Annotated in this window: 15 protein-coding genes; 10 read left to right on the top strand and 5 right to left on the bottom strand. The window is 50.6% G+C overall.

Features of this window, described 5'->3' with window-relative positions; all coding sequences use genetic code 11:
• Nucleotides 1-91: 91 nt before the first annotated feature.
• From lacZ to IEX02_RS07395, 4 genes are all read left to right on the top strand, one after another.
• A complete protein-coding gene (gene lacZ, locus IEX02_RS07410; RefSeq protein WP_229702138.1) occupies nucleotides 92-3259 on the top strand; it encodes a beta-galactosidase, LacZ type in 3168 nt (1055 codons plus the stop codon).
• Nucleotides 3260-3310: 51 nt separating this feature from the next.
• The gene (locus tag IEX02_RS07405; protein ID WP_188692557.1) at nucleotides 3311-5632 is read left to right on the top strand and encodes an aminotransferase class III-fold pyridoxal phosphate-dependent enzyme; all 2322 of its coding nucleotides are present in this window, start codon (nucleotides 3311-3313) and stop codon (nucleotides 5630-5632) included.
• Nucleotides 5633-5658: 26 nt separating this feature from the next.
• Complete coding sequence (gene amaB, locus IEX02_RS07400; RefSeq protein ID WP_229702136.1) at nucleotides 5659-7194, top strand: L-piperidine-6-carboxylate dehydrogenase; 1536 nt, start codon at nucleotides 5659-5661, stop codon at nucleotides 7192-7194.
• A 271-nt stretch (nucleotides 7195-7465) separates the two neighbouring features.
• Nucleotides 7466-8722: a hypothetical protein gene (locus IEX02_RS07395; RefSeq protein WP_188692555.1), complete on the top strand. Its 1257-nt coding sequence runs from the start codon at nucleotides 7466-7468 to the stop codon at nucleotides 8720-8722.
• An 80-nt stretch (nucleotides 8723-8802) separates the two neighbouring features.
• Here IEX02_RS07395 and IEX02_RS07390 read toward each other — a convergent pair whose 3' ends face one another.
• Complete coding sequence (locus IEX02_RS07390; protein WP_188692552.1) at nucleotides 8803-10185, bottom strand: hypothetical protein; 1383 nt, start codon at nucleotides 10183-10185, stop codon at nucleotides 8803-8805.
• Between the two features lie 286 nt (nucleotides 10186-10471).
• Here IEX02_RS07390 and IEX02_RS07385 point away from each other — a divergent pair, with 286 nt between their 5' ends.
• The gene (locus tag IEX02_RS07385) at nucleotides 10472-11233 is read left to right on the top strand and encodes a hypothetical protein (RefSeq protein ID WP_188692549.1); all 762 of its coding nucleotides are present in this window, start codon (nucleotides 10472-10474) and stop codon (nucleotides 11231-11233) included.
• 228 nt (nucleotides 11234-11461) lie between these two features.
• Nucleotides 11462-11977, top strand: coding sequence for a hypothetical protein (locus IEX02_RS07380; RefSeq protein ID WP_188692546.1), 516 nt, complete (start codon nucleotides 11462-11464; stop codon nucleotides 11975-11977).
• 689 nt (nucleotides 11978-12666) lie between these two features.
• Here the strand turns inward: IEX02_RS07380 and IEX02_RS07375 are convergent.
• Nucleotides 12667-13956 carry an NAD(P)/FAD-dependent oxidoreductase gene (locus IEX02_RS07375; protein ID WP_188692544.1) on the bottom strand — a complete coding sequence of 430 codons (1290 nt, stop codon included), beginning with the start codon at nucleotides 13954-13956 and terminating at the stop codon, nucleotides 12667-12669.
• A gap of 357 nt (nucleotides 13957-14313) precedes the next feature.
• Between IEX02_RS07375 and IEX02_RS07370 the strand changes: the two genes are divergently transcribed.
• The 3 genes from IEX02_RS07370 to IEX02_RS07360 all read left to right on the top strand — a co-directional run bounded on the left by IEX02_RS07370 (nucleotide 14314) and on the right by IEX02_RS07360 (nucleotide 17533).
• On the top strand, nucleotides 14314-16098 hold the full coding sequence (locus IEX02_RS07370; RefSeq protein WP_229702135.1) for an alkaline phosphatase D family protein: 1785 nt from the start codon (nucleotides 14314-14316) through the stop codon (nucleotides 16096-16098).
• A 497-nt stretch (nucleotides 16099-16595) separates the two neighbouring features.
• The gene (locus tag IEX02_RS07365) at nucleotides 16596-17231 is read left to right on the top strand and encodes a thioesterase domain-containing protein (RefSeq protein WP_188692541.1); all 636 of its coding nucleotides are present in this window, start codon (nucleotides 16596-16598) and stop codon (nucleotides 17229-17231) included.
• Nucleotides 17231-17533, top strand: coding sequence for a hypothetical protein (locus tag IEX02_RS07360; protein WP_188692538.1), 303 nt, complete (start codon nucleotides 17231-17233; stop codon nucleotides 17531-17533). The genes IEX02_RS07365 and IEX02_RS07360 overlap by 1 nt, the downstream gene beginning before the upstream one ends.
• A 241-nt stretch (nucleotides 17534-17774) precedes the next feature.
• Here the strand turns inward: IEX02_RS07360 and secD are convergent, their stop codons facing one another.
• From secD to IEX02_RS07345, 3 genes are all read right to left on the bottom strand, one after another.
• Nucleotides 17775-20282, bottom strand: coding sequence for a protein translocase subunit SecD (gene secD / locus IEX02_RS07355; protein WP_188692535.1), 2508 nt, complete (start codon nucleotides 20280-20282; stop codon nucleotides 17775-17777).
• 75 nt (nucleotides 20283-20357) lie between these two features.
• Complete coding sequence (locus IEX02_RS07350) at nucleotides 20358-20726, bottom strand: hypothetical protein (RefSeq protein ID WP_188692532.1); 369 nt, start codon at nucleotides 20724-20726, stop codon at nucleotides 20358-20360.
• 207 nt (nucleotides 20727-20933) lie between these two features.
• Complete coding sequence (locus tag IEX02_RS07345; RefSeq protein WP_188692529.1) at nucleotides 20934-21464, bottom strand: PEP-CTERM sorting domain-containing protein; 531 nt, start codon at nucleotides 21462-21464, stop codon at nucleotides 20934-20936.
• 371 nt (nucleotides 21465-21835) lie between these two features.
• On the opposite strand from IEX02_RS07345, the gene IEX02_RS07340 reads away from it, so the two are divergent.
• The gene (locus IEX02_RS07340) at nucleotides 21836-22018 is read left to right on the top strand and encodes a hypothetical protein (RefSeq protein ID WP_188692526.1); all 183 of its coding nucleotides are present in this window, start codon (nucleotides 21836-21838) and stop codon (nucleotides 22016-22018) included.
• Nucleotides 22019-22169: the final 151 nt, after the last annotated feature.

Raw genomic sequence — 22169 nt, 5'->3', positions numbered from 1 at the left:
GCGTTAACCATGTTAATAAACTTGCACCCCTCTTGTCAGCGGGTTAAATATTTGTATTATAAATAACACGAATTTATCGTCAGAGGTTGTTATGAAGAAAGTTTCCAGCCTGTTGCTGGCCGGTATCCTGTGTGTACCAGCCATGGCCACACCCCGCGCCCCCTGGGAAGATCACCGGGTTTTTGGCATCAATAAACAAGACCCGCGCGCCAGCGGTTTTGCCTATTCCAGCGTGGCGGCAGCCATGGTTGATGATTATCAGCAAAGTGCCAATTACTTGTCTTTAAATGGCCTGTGGCAGTTTAACTGGCAACGCAGTCCCAAAGATGCCCCGCAAGGCTTTGAACAGCCAGATTTTGACGACAGCCAGTGGCAGCAAATCAGGGTGCCAGGCAACTGGGAAGTGGAAGGTTTTGGTCATCCCATTTATCTGGACGAACGTTATCCCTTTGATGCCACATGGCCTGATGTACCTAAAGACTACAATCCTATAGGTTCGTATCGCAACAGCTTTGAACTGCCGCAGAACTGGCAGGGGCAGCAGGTCTTTATTCATGTGGGCGGTGCTCGTTCTTCGCTGGAAATCTGGCTGAATGGCCAGTACATCGGCTTTAGCCAGGGCGCCAAAACTCCGGCCGAGTTTGACTTAACCCCTTATTTAAAGCCGGGTAAGAACCTGATTGCCATGCAAATCCGCCGCTGGACCGATGCCAGCTACCTGGAAAGCCAGGATATGCTGCGGGTTTCCGGGATTGAGCGTGACGTGTATTTATACGCCACACCCAAGCAGCATTTATATGACTTCCATGTCAGGCCAACCCTGAATAAGGCCCTGGATGAAGGCAAACTGGCCCTTGACGTGGACCTGCGTAACTACGCCGGCCCGGCGGCGGTGTCAGTTGCATATCAACTGTTGGACCCAAGCCGCGAGATGCAGCTGGTCGCCAGTGGCGAGCGGTCTGTAACGCTGAGCAAAACCGCCTCAGTGCAGTTTGCCGCTTCAGTTAAAAAGCCCAGACTGTGGAGCGCCGAAACGCCGAATCTGTACACCCTGGTGATGACCATCAAAGATGCAGATGGCCAGGTACTGCAAAGCGTACGCGACGATATCGGCTTTCGTAATATTGCCATTGAGGGCGGCCAGTTAAAGGTTAACGGCAAAGCCATTTATATTCGTGGTGTTAACCGTCACGAAACCGATCCGCGCCGCGGCCATGTGGTCACTCGCGAGTCTATGCAGCGGGATATTAAGCTGATGAAGCAGCACAATATTAATGCGGTGCGCTCCAGCCATTATCCGAATGATCCCTATTGGTACGATCTCACCGACAAATACGGCATGTACGTGATTGATGAGGCCAATATCGAGTCACACCCGCTGGCCATCAATAAAGACACCCAAATTGGCGACGAGCTAAGTTGGCTGCCTGCCCATCTTGAGCGTACCAAGCGTATGTTCGAGCGGGATAAGAACCACCCATCCATTATTGTCTGGTCACTGGGGAACGAAGCCGGTGAGGGCCGGGTTTTTGAAGCTACCTATAAGTGGCTGAAAGAACACGACGGTAGCCGTCCGGTACAATATGAACCGGCTGGTACCGAGCATTACACGGATATTTTTGCCCCTATGTACCCGAGCATTGAGCGGTTGGAAGAATACGCCAAAACCCACAAAGATCGCCCCGGCATTATGATCGAGTACGCCCACGCTATGGGTAACTCGGTAGGTAATCTGCAGGATTACTGGGATGTGATTGAAAAGTACGATGTGCTGCAGGGCGGTTATATCTGGGATTGGGTAGACCAGGCTTTGGAGTATACCAACGACAAAGGCCAGAAAATCTGGGCCTACGGCAAAGACTTCCACCCCGAGCTGCCCACCGATGGTAATTTCTTAAATAACGGCCTGGTCAATCCAGACCGTGAGCCGCATCCGCATTTGCTGGAAGTGAAGAAGGTCTACGAGCCGGTGAAGTTCAAGGCGCTGGATATCAGCAAGGGCCTGTTTGAAGTGCGCAATAAGTTTATCTTTGCGTCGCTGCAAGGCTATGACCTGGCCTGGCAGATTGAAGCCGATGGCGAGCTGATTGCCAAGGGCCGTGAGCCCATGCCGCAGGTGGCTGCTGGCAGCACTGCCAAGGTTAAGCTGGCCTTGCCTGTACTGCCCAAATCGGCCAGCCAGGAGTATATCCTGACCTTATCGGCCCGTTTGAACCGCCCCATGGGCCTGCTGGATGATAATCACGAAGTGGCCTTTGAGCAGTTTGCTTTGCCGGTAAAAACTATTTACCTGCCACAACCTGTGGTTAAAGCGCAGCCTCTGAGCATAAACAAAGGCAGCACGCTGCTAAAAGTGGGTAACGAGCAGGTACAACTGGCCTTTGATGCCACAACAGGTTGGTTGAGCCAGTATCAGGTGCAGGGCAAGGCGCTGTTAAAGGCGCCGCTGAAAGTGAATTTCTGGCGTCCACCCACGGATAATGATCTGGGTAACGATATGCCTCGCTGGGCGGCTATCTGGCAACACGCCGAAGACAGGCTCAAGCTGCAAAGCCTGACCAGCAAAACCGTGAAAACCGAGGTGCTGGTGAGTGCGCTTTATCACAGCCCGGATTTTAAAGGCAGTTATCAGGTGCAATACCGTGTTACTGCCGATGGTCGGGTGGCGGTAAACAGCAAGCTGGATCTGGCCGATGGGCAGGAGTTGCCCAAATTACCCAAGTTCGGTATGCAACTGCAAAGCCCGGGTGAATACGGTTTTGTTAGCTGGTTTGGTCGTGGCCCCCACGAGAGCTACGCCGACCGTTTCCGCTCGGCGCGGGTAGGCTTGTATCAGGCCCAGGTGCGCGACCAAATTCATCATTATGTGCGTCCGCAGGAAAATGCTAATAAGCAGGACTTACGCTGGATTGCTCTGACCAATGAGCAAGGCGCGGGTTTACTGGCGGTAGGCGAACAGCTGATGTCGGGCAGCGCCTGGCCTTATCTGCAGTCGGATATCGACTTCTATACCGGTGATAGCGAAGCTTCAGCATCGGGCCTGGTGCCGGTAACCAGTTCACACGGCCTGGAAGTACCGATGCGCGATCTGGTTACCTTAAACCTGGATCACAAACAGATGGGCGTGGGGGGCGACACCTCCTGGGGCCGTCCGGTGCATGACAAATACAGTGTCCCTGCACAGGATTATCAGTATGGCTTTACCTTGATCCCCCTAAGCGCTGGCGATAACCCGGCGAGGCTCGCCAGAACCAAATAAACCGGCGAGCCTGTTGGCTCGCCTCTTTCGATTTCGTTGATAGGAAAGACTATGACGGCGCGACTTTTGGATGCGGATATTGCTCAGTATGTGGCAGCGCATTATCAGCTAGAGGGTGAGCTGACCCGGCTACCTGGTTACTGCGATCTTAATCTGCGCCTGCAAACCCAAGCGGGGCAGCAATACATTGTCAAAGTGGCGGGAGAGGGCGAAGCGCCCGTGTATCTGGACTTGCAAAATCAGGCCATGAATCATCTGGCCAAGGGCGGTTTGCCTGTACCGCAGGTACTCACTGACACGCAGGGCCGCACCTTAGGTGAGATAGCCGACAGCACCGGTGAGCGTTTTCCAATTCGGGTGCTGACCTATCTGCCCGGCCAGTTTTATGCTGACTTGCCTAAAGGCCAGGGCTTTCCCACCCTTTGGCAGCAGCTTGGTGAATTTATGGGGCGCTTAGATAAAGGCCTCAGTGATTTTCGCCATCCCGGCCTAAACCGTTACCTGGACTGGGATCTGGCCTTTGGCCTGGAGGTATGCCGCGACAAACTGGCGGCGCTGGAAGGTGACAGACGCAAGCTAGTGGAAGGCTTTTTGCTGCAATACCAAACTCAGGTGAAGCCGTTTTTATCCAAACTGCCGGCCGGCCCCATTCACAACGATGCCAACGACTACAACCTGTTAGTGAATGACCTGGCTAACCCCAGCCAAATCAGTGGGTTAATTGATTTTGGTGATATGTGTTTTAGCCAGTTAGTCAATGAGCTGGCCATTACTTGTACTTACGCCATGCTGGATCAGCGCGATCCTGTCGCGGTGATTGGCACTATCGCCAAGGGCTATCACAGCCAGCGCGCCCTGAGTGAAGATGAGCTTAAGGCGCTGCCTTATCTGATTTGTCTGCGTTTGTGTGTGAGCGTCTGTAACTCTGCCCATGCCATTCGCCAGACGCCGGACAATGACTACCTGCTGATTTCGGCCCGCCCGGTGTGGCAGGCGCTGGAGCAGTTTAAGCAACTGGATTTGGCCGTTATTGGTTTTAACCTGGTTGCCGAGCTGCTGGGTATTGCCCAAGGGGGGCGCAGCAAAGCGTCATTGCTGGCCAGCCGCCAAAGCCATTTCAGTCGTACCCTGAGCCTCAGTTACCAGGAGCCGCTCAAGATAGTGCGTGGCCGCGGTGCTTACTTGTTTGATGAGCAGGGCCGCGACTATTTGGATATGGTGAATAACGTCTGCCATGTGGGCCATTGCCACCCTAAAGTGGTTGCCGCTGCGCAGCAGCAAATGGCCCAGTTGAATACCAACACCCGTTATTTGCATGACAACCTGGTTAGCTACGGCGAAAAACTGCTGGGCTATTTCCCCGATAAATTGTCGGTGTGTTTTTTGGTTAACTCTGGCAGCGAGGCCAATGAACTGGCCTTTCGTATGGCCCGCTGTGCCAGCCAAAGCCGCGAACTGTTGGTGGTAGACGGCGCTTACCATGGCAATACCAATGCCTGTATTGATGCCAGCCCTTATAAATTCGATGGCCCTGGTGGTGAAGGCGCGCCTGCCCATGTACATAAAGTGATGCTACCCGACCCTTACCGTGGCTCCTATGCCGGCTACGGTATTGATACCGGTCAGCAGTATGCGGCTGACATTCAGCGGGTATTGGCGGATCTCAATTGGCAGGATAAAAAGCCCGGCGCTTATATTTGTGAGTCGGTACAAGGTGTGGCCGGGCAAATTGTGATGCCACAAGGCTATCTGGCTTCGGTGTACGAACAGGTGCGCGCTGCCGGTGGCATCTGTATTGCTGACGAAGTACAGATTGGTTTTGGCCGTGTGGGCGAGGCCATGTGGGGCTTTGAAACCCAACAAGTGGTGCCGGATATCGTCACCCTGGGTAAACCTATAGGCAATGGCCATCCTATGGCGGCCGTGATTACCAGCCGCGAGGTGGCCGATGCCTTTGTCACCGGCATGGAATACTTCAATACCTTTGGTGGCAACCCGGTGTCCTGCGCCATCGGCCAGGCGGTGCTGGAGGTGATTGAAGAGCAGCAACTGCAAGCCCATGCCAAGCGCACCGGCGATTATATGCAAGCCAAGCTTAACGACATGGCCAATGAGTTTGAGCTTATTGGTGATGTACGTGGCCTTGGCTTGTTTATCGGTGTGGAGCTGGTCACCGACCGTGACAGTAAAGCCCCCGCTACGGCGCACACCAAAACCCTGATCGAACACTTTAAGGCCCAGCGCATACTGCTCTCTACCGAAGGGCCGTTTAACAACATTCTGAAAATCAAGCCGCCCATGGTATTTGGGCTACCTGAAGCAGACCGCTTCCTCGACACCTTACGCAGCGGTCTTAAGGGCTTGGGTCAATAACCCTGCCCACGACAAAAAGAGGATTAATGATGGAATTTTTGAAACAACTTAACCTTGGCGCCAGCAACGCAGGTGCCAGCACCGGCCAACAATGGCTAGCTGATGACAGCGCTGAGCAACTGGCTATTCACTCGCCAGTTAATGGTGAGCTGATTGCCAAGGTTAGCCTCTGTACTCAGGCCCAATACCAGCAGGTTATCGAACAGGCACAACAGGCTTTTGTGGCCTGGCGTCAGGTGACTGCGCCGCAGCGCGGCGAAATTGTCCGCCAGATTGGTCAGGCCCTGCGTGACTACAAACAGCCGCTTGGCGAGCTGGTGTCCTACGAAATGGGCAAATCCTTGCAGGAAGGCCTGGGCGAAGTGCAGGAGATGATCGATATCTGCGATTTCGCTGTGGGCCTGTCTCGCCAGTTGTGTGGCTCTACCATGCACTCCGAGCGCCCACTGCATCGTATGTACGATCAATATCATCCGCTGGGCATTGTCGGCGTGGTGTCAGCTTTTAACTTTCCGGTCGCGGTATGGTCGTGGAATGCCATGATTGCGGCTGTGTGCGGCAATGTCACAGTGTGGAAACCGTCTGAGAAAACCCCGCTGACCGCCATTGCCTGCCAGCATATCCTAAAAGACATTCTGGCTCGCAATAACCTGCCCGAAGGCGTGTTCTCGCTGGTGGTGGGCACCGGCGCCGAGATTGGCGAATCTATGCTGGATGACAAACGTATTCCGCTGATGTCGGTGACCGGCTCTACCCGTGTAGGTCGCCATGCCGGTCAGAAAGTCGCAGCGCGTTTTGGTAAAAGTATTTTGGAGCTGGGCGGCAATAACGCCATTATTATCACCCCTAATGCTGACCTCAAAGTGGCCATTCCTGGTGTGGCCTTTGGTGCCGTGGGTACTGCCGGTCAGCGCTGCACCACCACTCGTCGCGTAATTGTGCATGAGTCGGTGTATGACAAGGTTAAAGACGCTCTGGTGGGTGCCTATGGCAAGTTGCGCATTGGTAACCCGCTGGATCAGAATAATCATGTAGGGCCGCTGATCGATAAAGCCTCGGTACAGGCCTTTAGCGCGGCGCTGGATAAAGTGCAGGCCGAAGGTGGCAAACTGCTGTGTGGCGGTGAGGTATTAAGCGGCGAAGGCTATGCGTCTGGCTGTTATGTAAAACCAGCCATTGTTGAAGCCGAAAATCACTTCCAGATGGTGCAGGAAGAAACCTTTGCGCCCATCTTGTACCTGATTAAATACAGCGGCGACCTGCAGCAGGCCATTGATCTGCAAAACGATGTGGCTCAGGGCCTGTCCTCTGCCATCTTTACCCAGAATATGCTGGAAGCCGAGCAGTTCCTGGCCCACTGGGGCTCGGATTGCGGTATTGCCAACGTAAATATCGGTACTTCTGGTGCCGAGATTGGTGGCGCCTTTGGGGGGGAGAAGGAAACCGGCGGTGGCCGCGAGTCCGGTTCTGACGCCTGGAAGGCCTATATGCGCCGCCAGACCAATACCATCAACTACTCCACTGCGCTGCCGTTGGCACAGGGGATTAAGTTCGACTTGTAATAAGTTGAATGGTTAAGTTGGAAGCCGGGCACTGCCCGGCTTTTTGTTTTATTGGCCAAAAATAGGGTTCAGTGGTGGGGGGATTTTAAGGGGGAAAGCGTCCATGCCTTCGTGGTGAAATATTGGCAGTTGAATGTCCAGTAGATGGCACCTCTGCACTCCACTACTTTAGCTATGCAGTAACAAGATATGTCTATTCTTAATCGTCAGTTGAACTGTTCTCGCAGATACCTTTACACTCCAAAAATACTATAAAAATCAAGTGGGTTGGGTGAAATTAATCAATAGCCTCAAACTTCATATTTATGCCGTGCTCACTTTAGTGGCCGGTGATAGTTTAGCAACGCAACACATTATCTTGGCGGAGGATAGCAAGGCCGAAGATTATTTTGGCTACAGTGCGGATATCGATGGCACAACGCTGCTGGTGGGCGCCCATAAAGTGGATGTCGATGGTGTCGAAGATGCCGGGGTCGCGTATGTCTATGTGTTAGGTGCCAAAGGTTGGCACCAACAAGCCAAACTCATTGCTGATCCTATTTTCTCTGATGACACACTGGGCGGCAAAGTGGCATTGAAAAACAATGTGGCTATGCTCGGTGTGATGGGAAGGGATGACAAAGGCAAAGACTCGGGCGCGGTTGTCTCTTTTGAACGCGCAGCCAATACCTGGACACAGAAGCAGATTTTTACCGCACCTGATGCCATGCCTGGGGATGCGTTTGGCCAGAGTGTTGCGCTTACTGATAACTACCTCGTTATTGGTGCCCCGCGTAACAACGTCCTGGGTGTGGACTCCGGCGCGGCGTATATTTACCAGCGGGAAGGCGGCAAATGGCGCTATCAAACCAAAATCACCGCCAGTGATGGCGCAGCAGGGGATTTGTTTGGCATCAGTGTGGCCATAGACGGCAATACCATTCTGGTGGGCGCGGACTTACATGATGAAAAAGCCGAAAACGCCGGGGCCGTGTACGTTTATGTTGTGCAAAATAATCAGTGGCAACAACAAGCTAAGCTGGTGGCCTCTGATGGGGGGAAAACCGATATTTTTGGCGTCAGGGTCGCGATTTCAGGCGACACGGCATTGGTCTCTGCAAGACGAGACGATATTGAAGAGTTAGGGATAGATGCCGGCTCAGCCTATCTCTTTGTGCGAGAGGGGGATGCCTGGATGCAAGAGGTTAAATTGATCTCCCCAGACGGCGCGGCAGACGACAGATTTGGCCGCGGTGTGGCGTTAACTGGCGATACTGCCATCATCAGTGCCATGAATCATGATGCCAATGGTACCGATACGGGCGCATTGTACGTATATAAAAAAGGCCCTGAAGGCTGGCGTTATACCAGCAAGGTTGTTGCTGAAAATGCTAAGCCTGGCGACCAATTTGGCTGGAATGTTGCCCTTTCAAAGGACATTGCCGTAATTGCTACCCCCCACCATGATGCTAATGGTCAGCAGTCCGGCGCGGTCTATGTACAAGACTTAAATGATGATATTGCGATCAATACGCAAAATACTCACTGAAGACAGGTGGAACTATCAGACAATACTACGCCATAGGGCACCTGTTGGGCTTAACGCAAAATAGCGTCTATTGCCCAACATCAATCAAATTTTTTCGCCCACTTCGCATATTCCTTTGATTTCAAAAAATCTTCAAAGATTAGCTGGCCCTTCATATCTGCCGGTGTCAGCGGGATCTTGTCCTTGTTGTTATCGAGCAACGTTACAAAGGCCCTGAAGTCCTTGCTGGTTAATGTCAGCACCATATCAATTTGCAATGCTTCTAAGCCATATTCATCAAGTAACAGTTTGCGAAACTGACTGACCTGTTTTTTGTTTCCCAGCAGTGAATGCACTGTTGTTAAGAAGACCGCGCTATCCTGGCTTTTGTATTCGTTGTAATACTGCTTGGCATACACTAAGGCTTGCTCGTAATCTTTGGCGCCAATGAGTATTTCCACTAAACCCGAGTAGGTTCTTTCATTGGGGGCGTTTTCTAGCCGTATTTGAGCGTATCGTACAGCGGATTTGTAATCACCTGTCCTTGCGTAAGATTTGACCTGATGGCGAATAATAGCTTCTGTCAGACCAAAATGATTTTCGACTACAGACAATGCCTGGCTCATCTTCTGGTATTGGTCTTCCTCCCAATACCAGGGCAAGAGGCGTAATGCGCTGTAAATACTCTTTCCATAGACTTGTTCAACTACCTTGGCGGTATTCTTGTAGTGATGCTGTTGAATGGCAAAATTAGCCGCACCTACTCTGGGTTTATCAATCTCAAGTTGTGCCAGGAGTTTATATTTAAGCCCAAGCATAAGTGGCGATACTCTGACCCTGGGAGACAACATATCGAAGCCAGCCATGACTTCTTTCCACTCCTCGCGGTCACGGTGTTCCCAAATACTTTGGAAAATCGCCCAATCCTGATCGGATAGCTCTGCCGAAGATATAAATCGTTGCAGCAATGCCTTACTGGGATGTCTGGAAAAATACAAATCGTAGGCTATCCAGGTTGAATAGCTGAGGGCGTCGTTTGCATATATAACATCAACCACGCGAGGGGCATCTTTATCTTGCGATAATTCAAGTAAGTAGAAATTACCAATAGGTTTACGGTCCCCACCCGTTCTATCCTCTACGACAAATGCCGGTCCCTTAACATTACCCAAGGTAGCGTTGCCCAAGGCTCTATAATTAATATCGTATTGGGTCGCCTTTTTTACCTCAACGGCGATACCGGGATATTGCTCAAACCATTGAGAAAAATGATTCGCGACTTTTTGTCGATTTTCTGGGTCGTCGGTGACTAGCATGGCGACTTTTGCACTTAAGGCGGGCAGGTCTACTTTGTCCTTGGGCACGCCCCAGGCCGTATAATTTAGAAAATCCACTAAGCCTTCAGCGGATTTATCATTGGCAAAGGCTGTGTGGGGCAACAGAACCAGAACAAATAAAAGCGCGCGGCCAATTGAAGGGGGCATACTTAAACTCCGTTAATACGATCAATTTCCATTGATTCGACGGTAATGCAAAATATCATCCTAAAGTACAAGGGCGTTAAATTCCATCGCCTGTGTATTGCACTGCGGCCTTGAATTCGTGCTTAACGCTATATTTCGCTGCAGGCGGCTTTTCTTGTGAATATGACTCTGTTGCGGTTTGTGGGACATTAACAAGCCTGATAGGCTTAACTGGCTGTTGCTGCATTTATCTGTCTTGATGGCTGCATCAACAACCCTGTTAACGCCATTTTGCTGTGACCATTCTATGAGCGCTTATCAATCAGACACAATCAAGTTTCGAGACCGTTGGTACAGGTTAACTGACGGTGGCGCGTTTTCCCCCAGAGAGCATGGAATTGGCCCCTACGACACAGATAGCTATACCCCTTTGGGCTATAGCGCGTCCTTTGGCGTTATCGACAAGCATCTGTATTTACTAAGCCTGTATACCAATCACGATGCTGATGATTTTCTTCTGTTACAACAGGCGCAAGCTGATCAAGCGCCAGGCTCACCATTGTCTCCTGAATGGGATGAGCCCCTGGACGGACTGTTAAGCCCCAATCGGCGTACTCAGCCCCCTGCACTGAATGGCGTTCAGGCTAGCCCGATGTCTGATCGTTTTTGGTTTTACGCTGAGGTAAACCTGCCTCTCAACTATAGCGGTACGCTGATTATTGACAGTATGCCGCTGATAACCGGCGATGAAAGCGAGCACGCTATACGCGAAGCAATTAAGGATATTGTTGAAAGCGGCAGCCATATCACCCGTTGGACGTTGCAGTTTGCAAAGGGAAAGCTAATTGCCGAAACAGCCCATGAACCTGATGAGCAATTAGCTGAGCTGATTGAGTGCTACGGTGCGCAGAATTCCTTAGAACCTTATGCGCCCGCCCCGTTATCGCTAGAAAATAAGTCGGGCGTGAATATGGATTTTTCACCAGCAGCCCCTTCGACAGAATTTGCCGTTAAAGGTGAAGCATTGTTTGAAGATTTTGATATTGAACCGCCCCCAAAAAAGCAATAGATGGGGTTTGTTAAACCTAGGATCTGCTTGCTGTAGATCGTCATTCTAGTTCCTTGAGCTTTGGTAAGTTACTGAATTTATTGGATAGCTGGGTTTAAGGTGGAAGATCGCAGTGCTAGACTGTCATGAACCGGATGATTATTTGTTACGTCTGACACGAGGTGTATTGTGCTTGTTCGATTACTTTTCGTTTTTTTCGTAAGCTGCCTGTTGTTGCCAGCCAGGGGGATGGCCGATCCAACAATCGAACGGCAATTGCTGAGTTTTAGCTACCCGGGGAATTGTACTCAAGTCCCCGAGGTACCCGCTTACGACGATAGAAATATCGACTGGGATGCGTATGAAGTTAAAGAGACTGCGTGGCGTACTTGCTTAATCAATGCCAAAGGAACGGATGCTCGCGCCTTGAAAGCACTTTTTATGCAAATAGGCGGAGATCTAACCCAAAGTCCTATTAACCGCAAACTTTATCCCAAATATCCGCGCAACTGTCAGTGCGAGCCGTTGATGGATCAACTGCTAGGGCAGTTATCTGTTCGTGAGCAACAGCGATTTGCCCGTTTTACGCAGTATATCGCAGAGCACGAAGAACGTAATCGCAGAATTGAACAGCATAATAAAGATGTTGCTAAAGCGAATCAGCGTCATCTGGAGCGCCAGTTGCGACTGGAGCAAAAACGAGAGCGGCAAGCAACCTATGAGGCGATTTGGCGTGGGATGCAAAACGCTGGCAACCTGAACTGAATGGCTCTGGTTTCCTATGAATCGTGCACTTACATTAGTGATGCGTCCCATTGTGAGTGCCTTGCTGTTGGCTCTTCTATACAATTTTGGGCATATCGCAGCAGAAGCTTTAGGTAGGAATTAACGCGGTGGAACCGCATGGGGAATTAGCCTCATATACATGACCTTTATATTTGCTGTTATCTGCTTTATCCAAGTACTGTTGCTTTCGTACAGCAGGATGCGAAAAGGGGCGGTTTATATATTTACAAGCTTATTCTTCCTGCTGCTATGTATGATGTTTTTTATGTCATCGACTCACCCATATCGTTTTGCATACTATCAAATTTGCGCGTTAGTGATTTTGGCGGGCCCTTTAATAGCTCTGGGAATAATAGAGTGGAAGTGCAAATTAAAGGGATGATTGGAGTGGATAAAGGATTAGCTATTTTATCAAGATACACTCAACGCGGTGAGCGCAGCTTTCTTTTGCTGATTAGCTAACGGCGTTCCACGGCAACTTGAAACTCAGCATGTCTTTATAAATTGAATACTATTCCCCTCTAAGAAAACCAAAGCCAGGAAGAAAGGCTTGTCATTCCTAGCCTTTCTTCCAGGTCTCTATGTACTTCCTGGTGAGATATTGGCATTGAATGCTGCTATCTTTTCGCCACTCGCAGCTCGTTGAGTCTCAGCAGTAAGCGGCGGTACTAATGCAGTTTAAGCTTAGGCCGCACCGCGCGGTTAATTTTCTCTACCAATATCATCAGCATACCTTTAAGCCAGCCGTGAATAGCCACCTGGTGCATACGGTACAAACTGATATACACAAAGCGGGCAATGCGGCCTTCAATAAACAGGCTGTTGCCGGTGAGGTTACCCATCAGGTTGCCCACAGTGCTGTAACGACTTAAGTTCACCAGCGACCCATGGTCTTTATAGTGGTAAGCCTTCATGGCTTTACCGGCACGGCGGCGCAGAATATTAGCGGCGATAAGCGAGGCCATCTGGTGCGCCGATTGTGCCCGTGGCGGCACCCAACTGCCGTCTTCCTGCTGACAACCGCAGCAATCTCCCAGTACAAACACATCATCCACGCCCTTGGCCTGTAGCTCGGGGGTGACCAGAATCTGCTGCATTCTATTTAACTCAAAAATATCTAATTGCTTGATAAAGTCTGGGGCTTTAACTCCAGCCGCCCACACCATCAAATCGGCGCGAATGGTTTTATCCTCGGCGGTAAAAAAGCCGTTTTCCACCGCAGCAGCAACCTTGGTGTTTTCCAACACTTCAACCCCAAGTTTGACCAGTTCGGTGCGTACTGCATTGGAAATGCGTTTAGGTAAGGCGGGCAATATACTGGGCCCGGCTTCAATTAAACTGATGCGTAGCCGATGGGCGTTAATCTGCGCCAGGCCATAACGCTGGGCCAGCGCCGCCACATGATATAGCTCGGCAGACAGCTCCACGCCGGTAGCACCGCCGCCAACAATGGCGATATTCAGATACTCTCTGGCATCGGCTTGGTTAACCCGCACAAAGGCATTGATCAGTGAGCGATGAAATTTATCCGCCTGTTTGGGGGAGTCGAGAAAATAGCAGTGCTCAGCCACACCCGGTGTGCCAAAGTCGTTAGATACGCTACCAATAGCCATAATCAGGGTGTCATAAGCCAGCTCGCGCTCTGGCACCACCACACGGCCTTCTTCATCGAACATGGCGGCCAGGCGCACACTTTTGCTCTGGGCATTTAGCCCAATCATTTCACCGTGCTGAAACTGGTAATAATGCTTTGCCCCATGGGCACTATAAGCCACGCCGTCGGTGCTGGTGTCCAACGAACCGCTGGCCACTTCGTGCAGTAACGGCTTCCAGATATGGCTGGTGTTTTTATCCACCAGAATAATCTGCGCCTGCTTTTTCTTGCCCAGTTTATGCCCAAGCTGGGTTGCCAGTTCTAAGCCTCCGGCACCTCCTCCGACAATAAGGATGGTTTCCATAAATGCACTCCAAAGTTAGGGATCTGTTTATCTTTGCCATCGGAGAGCTGATTAGCTGGGGCTTTATGCCGGGCTGATACTGGGTAACTGATGGGCTGCTGGCCAAAGGCAAAGATAAACCGTCTCGCGGGTGGCGAGAACCTGATGTGTCCGGTGAGTGGACGGGCAGGGGGAGGTGTGTCGTGCATAGCCATATAATAGGGGCGAGCAGGGGGAAAACCCATGGCTTGCCACCTATAAATGAAAAAAATATGTAACTAAATTTTGGTAAAAACCTCGGGCTTACGCCGTTACTTTCAAAAGACTGTCATAAAGCTTGGTTACCCTGCGCGCAGATTTTCGACTGGAATTTGCATAATGAAGTTGACCCGCAGAAGTTTCCTGAAAGCCTCAGCAGCCGGATTTGGCGCGGCAGTATTGTCTTATGGGCTGACAGGCTGTGGCAGCAGTTCAGACAGTAGCAGCAACAAGGTGGATGTTTCTTTTGATTATGGTGTAGCCAGTGGTGACCCACTGCACAATGCCGTGGTGATTTGGACCCGCGTTACCCCAAAACTGGCCGCCGCCGACTCGGTACAAGTACGCTGGGAAGTGGCGCTGGATAAAGCCTTTAAGGAGCTGGTACATGACGGTATGGTGCAGGTGGGAAGCGACACCGACTTTACCCTGAAGGTCGACTTACAAAATTTGGAAGCCGGTACCCGTTATTACTATCGTTTTGCCTCCAACGAGCGTTTATCGCCGGTTGGTACTACCCGTACCTTGCCTGAGGGGGAGCTGGATCAGGTAAAACTGGCGGTGATGTCCTGCTCTAACTACCCGGCCGGTTACTTCCATGCCTATACCGAGGTGGCCAAGCGTGACGATCTGGATGCGGTGCTGCACCTTGGTGATTACATTTATGAATACGGCGCTGGCGGCTATGCCAGTGACGATGCTCAGGCACTGGGCCGCAGTTTTCCAGCCGACAACAATAGCGAACTATTAACCCTAAGCGATTATCGTAAACGCTATGCGCTATATCGCACCGACAAAGAACTACAGGCGCTGCACCAAGCCGCGCCCTTTATTACGGTGTGGGATGACCATGAAGTAAGTAACGACACCTGGCGGGATGGTGCACAGAACCACAATGAGGGGGAAGGGCACTTTGACGATCGAAAACTGGCGGCGTTAAAAGCCTATTTTGAATGGATGCCGATTCGCGGCCAGGACAGCAGCCAGCCAATTTATCGTAAATTCGAGTTTGGCGACCTGGTCAGCCTGTATATGTTAGATACCCGAGTACTGGCCCGCGACAAACAGCTAAGCTATGCGGACTTTGACCTGACCAGTCAGGCCGGACAGGGCGCATTTATGGCGGCGCTGACCGATGCGAATCGCAGCCTTTTGGGTGGCAAGCAGCTTAACTGGCTAACCGACAATATGGCGTTATCTGCCGCCACCTGGCAGGTATTGGGCCAGCAAGTGCTGATGACCAAAATGTGGCTACCGGCTGAAATTATGCTGATCTTAGGCAGCGTAGAAGCCACCTTGGCTGCCGGTGGCGATGTGTCGGCGATATTGGCAGAGGCGAATGTGCTGTTTGCTGAGCTGGCGCAAATCAAAGGCCGCGTGCTGGCCGGCGACCCTAGTGTAACCGCGGCTGAGCGGGCCAGAGTGGAAACCACTATCCCTTATAATCTGGATGCCTGGGACGGTTATGCCTACGAGCGTGAAGCCTTATTAGGTGCCGCCCGTGCCATGCAAAAGAACCTGGTGGTGCTGGCTGGTGATACCCATAACGGCTGGGCCGGTAACCTGATAACCGCCGCCAATAATCCGCTGGCGGCTAATAGCCATGCCGGGGTGGAATTTGCTACCTCGTCGGTATCTTCACCAGGTATGGAGGAGTATCTGAGCCTGGATACCAGCAATCCACAGGCCATAGCGCAGACCGAGCAGGTGATTGGGCTGTTGATTGATCATTTGCACTATACCAACCTGACCGATCGCGGCTTTTTAACCCTGACCTTCAGTCGTAACTATGTGGATGCCCAGTGGCACTATGTCAGCAGCGTCAAACAGCGCGACTACCTGATGTTGGAAAACCGCCGCCATACTATGCGGGTTTGGGCAGGGGCTAATCGCCTGGATGCCTAGCCGCTCATTGGCGGGTAATCACAAGCGGAAGCTGTTCAATGCTTCCGCTGTTCCTGGATATTGATATTTACCACAAAGAACAAACACGAAGGGATACTTTTTGTATCTCTTTGTGGATCCATTGACCTTCAACATCAACGACAGAGTTTAGGGAGCTAAAACACGACCTTTATTAAACGTTGTGCTAACTAAGACTTTGCTTACTTGGAGCGCCAGTATGGATTTGGTTCATGTTTTGGCCGAAAAGTAATCATTCCTATGGATAGCCAGCATCCTTGCTAGTCAGTGCTTTAAGGTCTATAAACAAGCGATTGGAAAATAAGCGAAAATAGGGAACATAATGTCAAAAGGATTGACTGTTTTTCTGGGGGCGCCGGTATGAACGGCGACTACCAAAAGGATATGAAGATTGCTTTGCAACAAGTTGGGGTACGTAATGTTGAAATTGGAAATTACTCCGCTGGCTTCGCGGCTTCGATAAAAGTGTACCAAAAGATTTGGATACTTTAGGTGATGCTTCGGCGGTGGTTTTCTTTAATCAGGCCAGTGACGATCCAATTGCTCTGCAATTAGTTAATACTAACGAGTGCAAAGTTGAAGGGAGAACAAGTGCATTTGGTTTAGTGTTACATCAATATTCTGGAACAAACTCACAAGGGAGCCAGTGTGCCAAATATGTGCTTCGCTACGAGTTGTCTACCCAGAGCAAACTTCAATTTACTTTGCAGCAGTTGGAAATTTGTCAAGCGCCACCTAGAGCGGGACCATTCAATTTAATTGGTTACTCATGGGGCGCTGTGATTGCTGCCAGAACAGCACTTCATTATGCTAGCTTGGGAGTGAAAATCGATTATTTAGCTTTGATAGGTGCGCCGATAAATCAAAGCTTGCTGCACGCGCTTAGAATCAATCATTCAATCAAAAAAATGATTATTGTTGACCTTCAGGAACACGGCGACCCTATTTATGCAGGTATAAGCGATATTGAACTGATTCAAGCGGTACCAACATTGGCCTCTCAAATGGGGGATGGTAAAGGGGACGGACATTTTTACTATGCAGTCGAGAACGGGGAAGGGCAAGTACGCCGAAAGTTGCTTGCAGAAAAACTCTATCGAGAAGGACTGCGTTGATGAGAGTTTTACGAAGTCTGATAGTTGTTGAGTTGCTAGCCTGCATTTATCTGTATTTGGTTAAGAGTCTGGGTATTGAGTGGGCTGATGAATCTGTTTTTACCACATGGGTATTTATTCTAGCTTACCCAATGGTGTATGGAATATTAGTACCGTTCCTCATTTTACTGGTGGCGAATATTTATCGATTGGTTAGCAAGAAGCACCTGCAAGCTATAGGGTGGATAATCTTTGATACCGTGCTGGTGACAGCCAATTTTGCTGTGTTTCAGGGCTATTATGCACAGATCACCCAGATGTAACCTTGTGATCATAAGTAAAGAGTCGATTTTCACCACGAACCGCACAAAAAACACGAAACCGGCTTTGGCCGAAACTAGGTGGCCTCTCGCAATGACGCGGAGGCACAGAGAGAAGCCAGCAAAGTGGCAGCACCCTCAACCACTCTGTGTTCTCTGTGCCTCAGTGGTTATTGATTTTTACGCAGATAGATTGTCACCAAAGAGGCGTCTCAGCGAGAGCCTTTTAGACGTAAACCTTAACCTAAGGTAAGTGCGCCAGTTCCTGCTGGATTTCCTCCGCGGTTGGTCGTAGTTGGGGCTTGCCTTTGGCGGCGCGGCGTTTACTTAATATCGACAGAATCGGCGTGGCGATAAAGATGGTGGAGGAGGTGCCTATCACCACCGCAAACAGCATGGGCAGGGCAAAGCTGTTTACTGCATCACCACCGGCGATACCCATGGGCAGCAGTGCCAAAAAAGTGGTCACCGAGGTATACAAGGTACGGGTTAAGGTGGAGGTCACCGCCCGGTTCATCAGACTATCAATATCTGCTTCGGGTTCGCGCCTAAATAGCTCCCTTACCCGGTCAAATACTACCACTTTGTCGTTTATTGAATACCCCAGCAAGGCCAGCAATGCGGCCACGGCGGTGAGGTTAAATTCAATGCCGGTAAGGGCAAAAAAGCCGATGGTTTTGGTCAGATCCAAGCCGATAGTGGCTAATGCGGCCACGGCAAAATGCGCTTCAAAGCGCAGCCACAAGTACATCAGCATACCGCCGCCAGCAATCAGCAAAGCCAGAATCGACAAATCAGCAAACTCGCCGCTGACCTTGGGGCCTACCACATCTACCTTGGGAAAGCTGGCGTCGGCATTAGCTGCAACAATAGTGGCCTTTAATTGCTCAACAACCTTGGGCGCCGGGCTGTCACCGCCACTGTTGGCAGCGCGCAGCAAAAACTCATGCTCGGCGCCGTATTCCTGAATGGCTACCTCGCCCAAGCCCTGGCGTTCAATGGCGGAGCGAAGATCGTCCACAGCCATACCCGGTGCATGCACTTCCATCATAATGCCGCCGGTAAAATCTACCCCATAGTGCAGACCGGGCTTAAAGAACAGGCCGATAGACAACAGTGTCAGCGCCACAGAGACACACAGCGCCGGTACTTTGCCGCGTAAGAAGTTCACTTCTTTTTTCGGCATCCAGCGGCTGATATCCAAGCCGCCAATAGGCATGGGTTGACGCTCCTTGCCTTTGACCCGCCACTGCATTAACAGACGGGTCAGGGATACCGAGGTAAATAGCGAGGTCAACAGGCCCAAAGCGATGGTTACCGCAAAGCCCTTGACCGGGCCGCTGCCGAACATAAACAGCAGGCTAACGGCAATGAGCGTGGTGAAGTTAGAATCGATAATAGTGGCAAAGGCTTTATCAAAGCCTGCTTTTAACGCCATGCCAGCGGGCCTGCCGTTACGGGTTTCTTCCTTAATGCGTTCGTTAATCAGAATATTGGCATCTACTGCCATCCCTATGGTCAATATCAGACCGGCAATACCCGGTAAGGTTAAGGTGGCACCAAATAAGCTTAGTAAACCGAATACCAAACCAATATTGACACTCAGCCCCACACAGGCAATCAGGCCCCAGCCCCCGTAGGCCGCCAGCATATACACCAGTACCAGCGCCGCACCGATTATGCCGGTGGTTACGCCCATTTGGATGGCGTCGCTGCCTAAATCCGGCCCCACAGTGCGTTCTTCCACCACAGTGAGCGGCACAGGCAGGGCTCCGGTTCGTAGCATCAATGCCACATCGTGGGCCTCTGCCATAGTAAAGCTGCCACTGATTTCACCGCGCCCGCCAGGAATGGCGCTGCGGATAACAGGTGCAGTAACCACTTCATCGTCAAGCACTATGGCCAGCACCCGGCCAATATTGCTTTTGGTCATATCGCCAAACAGCTTGGCACCCTGGCTGTCGAGTTTGAAGTTGACTACCGGCTGGCCACTTTCCTGACTAAAGGCGGCCTGGGCATCAACAATATGCGTGCCTTCCAGCGCGACGCGAGTTTCCAGAAAATAAGGCATGCCCTGGCGGTCTTTTACCATTAACGCACCGCTGGGCGACGGCTGCTGCCAGTGAAAACTCATCTGCGCTGTGGTGCCAAGCAAGGCTTTGATTTGTTGTGGATCGCTCACCCCAGGCATCTGCACTAGGATGGCGTCTTTACCCTGGCGGGTAATGCTGGGTTCGGTTAAGCCGGTTTCGTTCAAGCGTTTACGCACCACATCCAGGCTGCGGTCAATGGCGTCTTTCAACAGCGCCTTTTGGAAAGCCTCGCTGAGCTGCATCACCACTTTATTGCCTTGTAATTCAAGGCTGATACTGCTGCGGCCATTGCTGAGCAGATTGAGGCTGGCCGCCTGTTTGGCCACTTGAGGCCATTGGCTGACATCCTTAAGCACAAAGCTGCGCTGCTGCAGTTGGCTGTTGTCACCACGGCTGTAGCGAATATGCTGCTCCCGAAGAAAGCTCAGTAGCTGGTCACTGGCGTCATCCAATTGTTGTTTAAATAAGGCCTGGGTATCGGCTTCCAAAAGCAGGTGCGAGCCGCCTTGTAGGTCCAATCCTAAGGACAGGGTATTGTGGCTGTACCAATCGGGTAATTTGTTGGCTACCGAGGTTGGCAGCAGGTTAGGCGCGGCGCTTAGCAGGCCGAGCAGCATAATAAGCACGTACCCAAAGGCACGCATAGAAAATACGTTCATAAGTAATCCTGAAAACACAAAATGCACAAGCAGCCGCACTGCAAACAGGCGGCTGGTTAATAAGGCTGTGAAGAATTACTGAACGGGCGGCGCTCTGGCCTGAGGAAGTCCGTAGCAGCTATGGGCAGAGAAATCGCCGGCGATTGCCGGTGCATCAAGGCCTTGATGGCCAAAGCTTTTAACGCGGCAAGCAGTTAGCCCATGATCTAGGTCGTTGCCACTGTCATGACGCTCTTTTTGTATTGCCGATGATTTGCTGGAGCGCAGCGTGACCGTAGCCCATTGGGTAGAGGGCTGAATCTGAGTCGAGTCATGCTGAACTAACTGCGCCCGGGCAGTCGGCGTAGAACCGACCGATACACCCAGCACAACAATAGCCATAAGCATCGCTGAAAACAGCGAGGTCATGCGGCTGGTTATTGTGTGGTTAGGGTCGTGGCGCATCAGAACTCCGATAAATCAGGCGCTACTATACAGGAGCAGAAGGTAAAAAGCGGGTGAATTTTCGGCGTTGTTGATTTGGCATGCTTTTGTTAATACAAAAAAGCAGGTAGATGTGAATTCAAACCCTTGTCTGCCTACATCCCTAACGCGAGCGCCGTATAAACAAAAACGACTCCCAGGGGAGTCGTTATATGTCTCAAGCAAATTTTATCCTAGACGCTTTCTTTTGCTATTAACCGCTACGCCAAGCAAACCAAAGCAGATTAAGGCGAGTGAGGCGGGCTCAGGTACGGCTGCAGCGGCAGAGGTTATTCTGGCATTCGACACAAAATTTACAGGGTTGTTCGCTGTGCCAGCATACCGAAAATAGCCAGTAGCGCTGTCTGATTGCAAGGAAGACAGGGATATAGACCAGAGAGACCAGTCGCCAAAAATGCCTGAGCCGGTAAACAATTGAGCTTGGACTCCATCGCCAACTTGGTCTGCACCCAGGAATAATAAATCACCATCTACAGTAAACATGTCGGTTCCGCCGGTGATAAAGCTCTTTGTCACCGAAAATCCAGCGGCAGTAGAGTTAAAGTGGCTGAGGCTGGTGTCAAGGTTGGTAAAAGAGAAGCTCCCAGAGTAAATGCCGACTTCGAAGTTCCAGGTGCCACTGATAATGGCTGCCCGCGCACTGCTCACACTTACCAGTGTAAGTACCATGACTAACATTAGTTTGCGTAAAGTTTTCATTACTATCTGTCCTTATTTTTTCAAAAACCTCCAAGGTAAATTGTGTGTAAATGGTAAAATTGCACATAAAACAATTGTTTATAATTTTTGACGTATTCGTTTGAACCTTAGTTTTATAGGCTGAAGCAGAGATTTAGTTGGGAAACATTTGTGAATGCAAACTGGGTCTGTTTATTTACTTTGCGTGAGGCCTTTTACTCACAGCTGGGCAGGTTGATCGCAACAACTAATGTATCTTTGGCCGTGACTTTTTGTGCTAGTGGAGAGCAATTTCACTACATTTACATAGAACGATAAACCTGATGCTTGCTCAAAAAATGTACTTGGTATAGGTTTGATTAGGATGCAATTGTTTTAATAAGAGGAATTTTATGAAGATGCTGCATAAATGGATTATTCTGGCTGGGTTACTAATAGCTGCCCTCATTTCTTATGGCTACGGTTTTTCTCAGGGTGTAGCTATCTTTGTTGTATTAGGTGTGGCTTTGGAACTTGCTTTTTGGTTTGGTGTTTTTGGTGAAAAACAACAATGCAATGAACATTCGCACAATTAATCGTCTGCTAATGCTGTGAATATAATTAGCAGCCTCCCAAACTGACGTAGCGGGCAGTTCTCCTACCAGTAAATGACCTTTTCTACAGCTCGAAGAATAGATGGTCAGCATCACTCTTCGTGCCATTGGTGGTGAAAGTATTGAAATACCG

The organism is Bowmanella pacifica, assembly GCF_014645355.1.
Classification (GTDB): domain Bacteria; phylum Pseudomonadota; class Gammaproteobacteria; order Enterobacterales; family Alteromonadaceae; genus Bowmanella; species Bowmanella pacifica.
The sequence above is the reverse complement of the archived record's forward strand: the minus strand, read 5'-3'. Positions and strand labels throughout refer to the sequence as shown.

Coding starts and splice junctions, on each gene's coding strand:
- IEX02_RS07380 (WP_188692546.1), top strand. CDS start 11,462: ATGGCCGATCCAACAATCGAACGGCAATTGCTGAGTTTTAGCTACCCG.
- IEX02_RS07375 (WP_188692544.1), bottom strand. CDS start 13,956: ATGGAAACCATCCTTATTGTCGGAGGAGGTGCCGGAGGCTTAGAACTG.
- IEX02_RS07345 (WP_188692529.1), bottom strand. CDS start 21,464: ATGAAAACTTTACGCAAACTAATGTTAGTCATGGTACTTACACTGGTA.
- IEX02_RS07385 (WP_188692549.1), top strand. CDS start 10,472: ATGAGCGCTTATCAATCAGACACAATCAAGTTTCGAGACCGTTGGTAC.
- IEX02_RS07405 (WP_188692557.1), top strand. CDS start 3,311: ATGACGGCGCGACTTTTGGATGCGGATATTGCTCAGTATGTGGCAGCG.
- IEX02_RS07370 (WP_229702135.1), top strand. CDS start 14,314: ATGAAGTTGACCCGCAGAAGTTTCCTGAAAGCCTCAGCAGCCGGATTT.
- IEX02_RS07390 (WP_188692552.1), bottom strand. CDS start 10,185: ATGCCCCCTTCAATTGGCCGCGCGCTTTTATTTGTTCTGGTTCTGTTG.
- amaB (WP_229702136.1), top strand. CDS start 5,659: ATGATGGAATTTTTGAAACAACTTAACCTTGGCGCCAGCAACGCAGGT.
- IEX02_RS07360 (WP_188692538.1), top strand. CDS start 17,231: ATGAGAGTTTTACGAAGTCTGATAGTTGTTGAGTTGCTAGCCTGCATT.
- secD (WP_188692535.1), bottom strand. CDS start 20,282: ATGAACGTATTTTCTATGCGTGCCTTTGGGTACGTGCTTATTATGCTG.
- IEX02_RS07350 (WP_188692532.1), bottom strand. CDS start 20,726: ATGCGCCACGACCCTAACCACACAATAACCAGCCGCATGACCTCGCTG.
- lacZ (WP_229702138.1), top strand. CDS start 92: ATGAAGAAAGTTTCCAGCCTGTTGCTGGCCGGTATCCTGTGTGTACCA.
- IEX02_RS07340 (WP_188692526.1), top strand. CDS start 21,836: ATGAAGATGCTGCATAAATGGATTATTCTGGCTGGGTTACTAATAGCT.